This window comes from Tateyamaria sp. syn59, from assembly GCF_007995245.1.
In the GTDB taxonomy this organism is placed as follows: Bacteria; Pseudomonadota; Alphaproteobacteria; order Rhodobacterales; family Rhodobacteraceae; genus Tateyamaria.
This window is the reverse complement of record NZ_VCBA01000032.1, coordinates 1-6,576: the sequence shown is the minus strand read 5'-3', so window position 1 is coordinate 6,576 and position 6,576 is coordinate 1. Positions and strand designations below refer to the sequence as shown.

Genomic DNA, 6,576 nt, shown 5'->3' with positions numbered 1-6,576 from the left:
GCTGGGCGAGGTCTTCCAGACCCGGATCCTGATCGAGGGCGAGATGGCGCGGCTGGCGGCCGGGGCGCTCGGACCCGAGGGGCTGGCCACGCTGCGGCGACAGGCCGACCTGTTCGAGAGCGCCTGGCGCGACGGCGATCTCGTGGCGCATGTCGAGGCGGATCTCGCCTTCCACTCCGCCGTCGCCGCCGCCTGTCCCAACGCGATGCTGAAGCGGCTCTACGCCTCGATCCAGGAACTGCTCACCGAGACGCAGCGCCGGCCCATCCCGAACACCGAGACGGCCCGGATGCGCGCTTCGATCGAGGAGCACCGGGCGATCCTGACCGCGCTGAAACGGGCCGACGCCGAGGCGGCGGCCGCGGCGATGCGCACGCATATCTCGAACACGGCGGCCTGCGCGGGAATCCGGTTGGACTTATCTGTGCCGCGACGGGAGTGATCGCTCTTCGGTCGACCAAAGTCGACCGGGCCATGGGGCCCGATCATCGGCCGGCGCCCACTAGGGCGCATCCTCGCCCCCGGCCCACTTCGAGAATGTGCCGGGAGATCGAGTCTCCCGGCATTTTCGACATGTCGTCCGCAAGATGACGGGCAAGCCGAGGCCGGGCCCTGCGGACCCCGGGCCGCCGGACGATGGCGTTACTCGATCAGCGCCTCGATCTCGGCGGTCAGGCGTGCGGCGGCGCCTGCGGTATCGAGCCGGTCGTTCGAGACCGCCGCCAGCACGTCGACCACCTCCTGGCTGATCCGGACCCCGTTCTCGCCCGGCCAGGCGAACCATGGCATCGCCCGGTCCATCTGCGTGGCGGAGATCCGGTAGGCCGGGTTCTCGGCATAGAACCCGGACAGCACGTCGATGGCGCCTTCGTTCACCGGCATGTACCCGGTGTTGAGGACGATCGGTGCCTGCCCTTCGGGCCCGGTGCCGTAGAGAAGGTAGTCGAGGGCGGCGGCGCGCCTCGCAGGGTCTTCGGTCAGGATCACCGCCGGCATTGCAAGAGATGCAAAGAATGTGCCGCGCTCGCGGCCCGGAGGGCAATTCCGTCCCGTCCGGTCCTTGGCTCTCATTCGGCCGGGAAGGCAATCGCCGCGATACCGCCCTGCCCCGGTTCGTCCGCGTTGCACCGCGCATCTCCCTCTAAATGCGTAAGTTCTCGCAGGTAACATCGGATTGAAGCGAGGCCTCGCCGGTCTAGTTGGCAGAACGCAGGGGGCGACGAAGCGGTGCGTCGGGAGCACCTTGCGCGCCGTCGTGGTGAGGAGCTTGCCAGTGCCGATCGAGATACTCCCGGGCAGCTATTGCGGTGCGCCGCCCGCGCCCGATCTGGCCCTGCAAAGTTGGAATTTCGACCCGCCGCTGCTTCTCGGTCTGATGCTCCTTCTGGTGGTTCTGCGGCACGAAAGAACCGGGCCCGTCGCCGTCGGCGTGCTGGCGCTCGCCTTCGTCTCACCGCTCTGCGCGATCTCGGTCGGCCTGTTCTCGGCCCGCGTGGTGCATCACGTGCTGCTCGTCGCGGTCGCGGCGCCGCTGCTGGCCGCGGCGCTGCCCGCCCGCCGGCCCTCAGGCGTCGCCCTGCCCTTCCTCGTCTCGACGGCGCTGCTCTGGGCCTGGCATCTCCCGACCGCCTACGACCTCGCGCTGCGCGACATGGCCGTCTACTGGATCATGCAGGCGACGCTGCTGGGGTCCGCCGTCTGGTTCTGGCGATCGGTGCTGAGCACGCGCGCTGGCATCGACGCCGTGCTGTGGTCGCTGGCCGGGCTGATGCAGATGGGCGCGCTCGGCGCGCTGCTGACCTTCGCGCCGGTGCCGCTCTACGCCGCGCACGGTCTGGCTCCGCTGGCCTGGGGTCTCACGCCGCTGGCCGACCAGCAGCTCGGCGGGCTGATCATGTGGGTGCCGGCGATGTTGCCCTATGCCGCGATGATCGCCCTTTCGGCACGCCGTGGCTGGCGCGCCTCGGGCGGTCGGAGCGTTGCGTGAGCTGGCTCTACGACCTCGTCCCGCATCTCAAGGCGCTGCATGTCGGCATGCTGATCCTGTGGTGCGGCGGCCTCTTCGCCCTGCCCCTGATGCTGGCGCGGCACGACCCGGCGATCGGCCAGGGCGACTACGAGCGCATTCGCCGGGCCACCCATTACGCCTATACCCTCGGCGTCACCCCGGCGGCGGTGATCGCCATCGCCTCGGGCACGGGACTGATCTTCCTGCGCGAGGTTTTCGTGACATGGATGTTCGCCAAGCTGGTCTTCGTGGCGGCGCTGGTGAGCTTCCATGTCTGGGTCGGCTACGTGCTGGTCGCCGTGGCCGAGCGCGAGGGCGCGCATCGCGCGCCGCGACCGGTCTGGCCGCTTTTGCTGCTGGTGCTGCCGATCCTCGGCATCCTCGCGCTGGTGCTCGCCAAGCCGGAACTCGGCGAGATCCCGGTGCCGGGCTGGCTGGCGGAGCCGCTCGACCGTCAGCTGCCTTTCGACGTGCCCAGACGATAATCGAAGACGAGCTTGCCGCCATGCCACCCCGTGACCATCACCACGATCACGCTGAAGCCCGAGATCAGTATGCCGTAGGGCAGCACCGCCGCCTCGTAGCCCTGCAGCCGGTAGCCCCAGTTCGCCCCGAGGATCGACAGCAGGAGCACTGCGATCACGAAATGCGACCAGGCCGGGGCGCGGATGCGGATGCCCGGCACCAGCAGCAGCTCGGCCGTGCCGGTGGCGCCCGCCGCAAGGCCGAAGAGGAAGGCCGTACCCGCCGCCCAGATCGCGGCGCGCGCCCAGAACAGCTCGCCCGACCACCAGTAGAGCAGGTCCGCCCCGAAGGTGCAGAAGGTCAGCGCCACCGGGAAGGCGACGCTCATCGCATGCAGCGGATGGCCCCAGATTCCGACGATGGATTCGGTCTCGTCGTAGCCGGCGGACTCCACGATCGGATCGTGCAGCTGCTCCTTCTCCGTCTGGACCATCTTCTCGGTCATGGCCGGTCTCTCCTGCGCTGGGGTCTCGCCAGCTCAACACTCCTGCTGCTCGCGGGTTGCGAGGATAGCCTTTCGGCGGTGCATCCGGCCGGACCGGCGGCGGCGGTGATCGCGCAGTTGTGGTGGGTGCTGCTGGCCGGCGCGACGCTGATCTTCCTTTTCGTCGCGGGGCTGATCGCCTGGGCCTGGCGGCGGCCATCGGGCGAGACGGACGAGCGGCGCTTCGTGATCTGGCTGGGCCTCGCCTTCCCGATGATCGTGCTGGCCGCGCTGCTGGCCTACGGCCTGATCGTGGGCGAGCGGCTGCTGCCGCGCGCGACGCCCGATCTGGTGCGCGTTCACGCCGAGGCGCGACAATGGGATTGGCGCTTCCGGTACGACGACCTACCGGGGCTCGAGACCGACAACGTGCTGCATATTCCGGCCGACCGCCCGGTCGACGTGGCCATCACCACGGCCGACGTGGTGCATGCCTTCTGGGTGCCGCGGCTGGCGGGCAAGCTCGACGCCGTGCCGGGGCATGTCAACGTGCTGCGGATCGAGGCCGATGCGCCCGGTCGCTACGAGGGGTTGGGGTCGGAGTTCAACGGTGTGGGCTACCGCGACCACCGCTTCACGGTGATCGCGCATGACGACGCGGGCTGGCAGGCCTTCCTGCAGGGAGAGACGCCATGAACGCGCTCAGGCGCCACCGTGCCCTGTCGCGGATCTGGGCCTCCGACCCCGGCTGGAAGGGCTGGTTCACCACCGTGAACCACACCGATCTGGGCCGAATGTTCCTCGTGGTGGCGACGTTCTTCTTCGTGGTGGGCGGCATCCTCGCGATGCTGATCCGGGCGCAGCTCGCCAGCCCGCGCTCGGCCTTTCTCGGCCCCGACCACTACAACCAGATCTTCACCATGCACGGGACCATCATGATGTTCCTGTTCGCGATCCCCTTCTTCGAGGGGCTCGCGGTCTACCTGCTGCCGAAGATGCTGGGCACGCGCGACCTCGCCTTCCCGCGGCTCACCGCCTACGGCTTCTGGTGCTACGTCTTCGGCGGGTCGATGATGATCTTCGCGCTCCTGGCGGGGGTGGCGCCCGACAGCGGCTGGTTCATGTATCCGCCGCTGTCCTCGACCATCGGCGCGCCGGGGATTAACTCGGATTTCTGGCTGATCGGCATCACCTTCGTCGAGATCTCGGCGATCTCGGCGGCGGTCGAGATCACCGTGACGGTGCTGCGCTACCGCGCGCCGGGCATGAAGCTGTCGCAGATGCCGATCTTCGCGTGGTACGCTCTGGTCACGGCGGTGATGATCCTGACCGGCTTTCCGCCACTGATCCTCGGCTCGATCCTGCTGGAACTGGAGCGCGCCTTCGGCCTGCCCTTCTTCCAGGTGGCGCAGGGCGGCGACGCGCTGCTCTGGCAGCACCTGTTCTGGCTGTTCGGCCACCCGGAAGTCTACATCATCTTCCTGCCGGCGGCGGGCGCGATCTCGACCATCCTGCCGGTGATGGCACGCACCACGCTCATGGGCTACGGCTGGATCGTCGCGGCGGCGGTGAGCTTGGGCGTGCTGAGCTTCGGGCTCTGGGTGCATCACATGTTCACCACCGGCATCCCGCATATGGGGCTGGCCTTCTTCTCGGCCGCCTCGACACTGGTGGCGGTGCCGACGGCGGTGCAGATCTTCGCCTGGATCGGCACGCTGTGGAAGGGCCGGCCCGAGATGCACCTGCCGATGCTCTGGCTTCTGGCCTTCTTCGCCACCTTCGTGATCGGCGGCCTCACGGGGGTGATGGTGGCGATCGTGCCGTTCGACTGGCAGGCGCACGACACCTACTTCATCGTGGCGCACCTGCACTACGTGCTGGTCGGCGGCTTCGTCTTTCCGATGATCGCGGCGCTCTACTACTGGATGCCGCATTTCACCGGCCGCAAGACCTATTTCAAGCTCGGCCACGCCGCCTTTTGGCTGGTCGTGCCGGGCTTCCACGGCACCTTCCTGATGCTGCACTGGGCCGGGCTTCTGGGAATGCGGCGGCGGATCGACAGCTACGAGTCCGGACAGGGCTGGGAGGCGATCAACATCATCGCCTCGATCAGCGGCTTCGTCATGGCGATCGGCTTCGCGCTGGTGGTGATCGACGTGGTGGTCAACGCCGTGGTGGCGATCCGAGGCTCGCGCGATCCCTGGGGGGCGGGAACGCTGGACTGGGCGATGCCGACGCCGGCCGCACCCTACAACTTCGCCAGCCTCGCGCACGTGACCTCGCGCGACCCGCTCTACGACGACCCCAAGCTGCCGGTGCGGCTGGCGCGCGGCGAGGGCTATCTCGGCGACCCGGATCGCGCCCGGCGCGAGACGCTCTCGGTCGACATCGCCACAGGCGCGCCGCGCTATGTCGTCGTCTTCCCGGGCAACACCGCCCTGCCGATGCTGATGTCGGCCGTAACCGGGCTGTTCTTCCTCGGCATGCTGCTCAAGGCCTACTGGCTGGTGCCGATCTCCGCGCTGGGCGTGATCGCCTGCGCACTGATCTGGGTCCGGGGGCTCGGGAGTCGCGTGCCGGAGGGGGCGCTTCCCGTCGGCCGGGGCCTGTCGCTCGCGACCGCTGCGGAGGCGGCGGACCCGCCGGGCTGGTGGGGCTCGGTCTTCCTGCTGCTGGCCAATGGCACCTTCTTCGGCTCGCTGCTGTTCGGCTACGCCTTCCTGTTCTCCATCGCCCCGAACTGGCCGCCACCCGCCTATCTCGAACCGGGTCCCCTGCCGCTGCTCCTCGTGCTCTTGGGCGCCGGTCTGGCCTTTATCGGCCCCCGCTTCGACACGCTCACCGGTCAGGGTGCCACGCTCGTCGGCCTCATCCTGATTGCCGGCGCGGCGCTGCCCCTGCTGTCCGGCAGCACCGATCCCACTCGCCATGCCTATGACGCGACGGTCTGGGTCTTCGTCGGATACGGGCTGCTGCACTGCGTCGTCAGCCTGCTGATGTGGTCGGTCGTGGCGGGGCGCCGCCTGACGGGCCATTCGGCGCAGACCAGCCTCGGCACGAAGCGCATCGCCCGCCTCTGGAGCGACTACACCCTGCTGGTCGCCCTGCTGACGGATGCGGCGATCGGGCTGCCGGGGGTTCTGACGTGAATGCTCTGCTGCGCCTGTCGCTGCCTCTGTCGCTTTGGTTGGCCAGTTTCAGCGCGATCTACGGACTGCATGGCATGCTGTGTTCGAGCAGGTGGGCGGCGATCGTTCCCGAGTTTCCGGGCCGGGTCCTGCTGATCGCCGCGACCCTAGTCGCCCTGGCGCTACAGGCCTTGTTTCTCGCGCTGCTGAGATCAGCGCGATGGCCCCATCCCGATAGTGCCATTCATCGCATCAGCTTGGTGCTTGCCGCTGCGGCTCTGGTCGGCACGGCTTGGACGCTCGTGCCGACACTGACAGTCTCGCATTGCTTGTAAGCCGGGTCAGAGGTTTTCCAATTTGATAACGACTCTGTCGAACGAAATGCATGAGATGAACCGCTCCCCCGGAGCGGTTCCGGGACGGCGTCGACCCTTCAGGTTACGGGCTTCACCCCATTCTTGGTCCGGGCGCTATGCGACCTTTCGGGCTGG

Annotated in this window: 8 protein-coding genes; 6 read left to right on the top strand and 2 right to left on the bottom strand. The window is 68.3% G+C overall.

Annotation, left to right across the window (positions count from 1 at the left end; translation table 11 throughout):
- The coding region (locus FD715_RS21955; protein ID WP_147115285.1) for a FadR/GntR family transcriptional regulator at positions 1-442 on the top strand (442 nt) is incomplete at its 5' end.
- 200 nt (positions 443-642) lie between these two features.
- Here FD715_RS21955 and FD715_RS21950 read toward each other — a convergent pair.
- Positions 643-1,071, bottom strand: coding sequence for a hypothetical protein (locus tag FD715_RS21950; RefSeq protein WP_147115282.1), 429 nt, complete (start codon positions 1,069-1,071; stop codon positions 643-645).
- Between the two features lie 202 nt (positions 1,072-1,273).
- On the opposite strand from FD715_RS21950, the gene FD715_RS21945 reads away from it, so the two are divergent.
- A complete protein-coding gene (locus FD715_RS21945) occupies positions 1,274-1,987 on the top strand; it encodes a cytochrome c oxidase assembly protein (RefSeq protein WP_189799609.1) in 714 nt (237 codons plus the stop codon).
- Positions 1,984-2,493, top strand: coding sequence for a CopD family protein (locus FD715_RS21940; protein ID WP_147115279.1), 510 nt, complete (start codon positions 1,984-1,986; stop codon positions 2,491-2,493). The genes FD715_RS21945 and FD715_RS21940 overlap by 4 nt, the downstream gene beginning before the upstream one ends.
- On the opposite strand, the gene FD715_RS21935 is transcribed toward FD715_RS21940, so the two are convergent.
- The gene (locus FD715_RS21935; RefSeq protein ID WP_147115276.1) at positions 2,463-2,978 is read right to left on the bottom strand and encodes a DUF2231 domain-containing protein; all 516 of its coding nucleotides are present in this window, start codon (positions 2,976-2,978) and stop codon (positions 2,463-2,465) included. The two genes, FD715_RS21940 and FD715_RS21935, sit on opposite strands and share 31 nt — an antisense overlap.
- Positions 2,979-3,083: 105 nt before the next feature.
- Here FD715_RS21935 and FD715_RS21930 point away from each other — a divergent pair, with 105 nt between their 5' ends.
- From FD715_RS21930 to FD715_RS21920, 3 genes are read left to right on the top strand one after another with little or no spacing between them, the layout of a single operon-like run.
- Positions 3,084-3,653 (top strand): cytochrome c oxidase subunit II, encoded by a 570-nt coding sequence (locus FD715_RS21930; RefSeq protein WP_223275046.1) that lies wholly within the window; start codon positions 3,084-3,086, stop codon positions 3,651-3,653.
- Positions 3,650-6,106 carry a cytochrome c oxidase subunit I gene (gene ctaD, locus FD715_RS21925; protein ID WP_147115270.1) on the top strand — a complete coding sequence of 819 codons (2,457 nt, stop codon included), beginning with the start codon at positions 3,650-3,652 and terminating at the stop codon, positions 6,104-6,106. Before FD715_RS21930 ends, ctaD begins: the two co-directional genes overlap by 4 nt.
- Positions 6,103-6,420 carry a hypothetical protein gene (locus tag FD715_RS21920; RefSeq protein ID WP_147115266.1) on the top strand — a complete coding sequence of 106 codons (318 nt, stop codon included), beginning with the start codon at positions 6,103-6,105 and terminating at the stop codon, positions 6,418-6,420. The genes ctaD and FD715_RS21920 overlap by 4 nt, the downstream gene beginning before the upstream one ends.
- Positions 6,421-6,576: the final 156 nt, after the last annotated feature.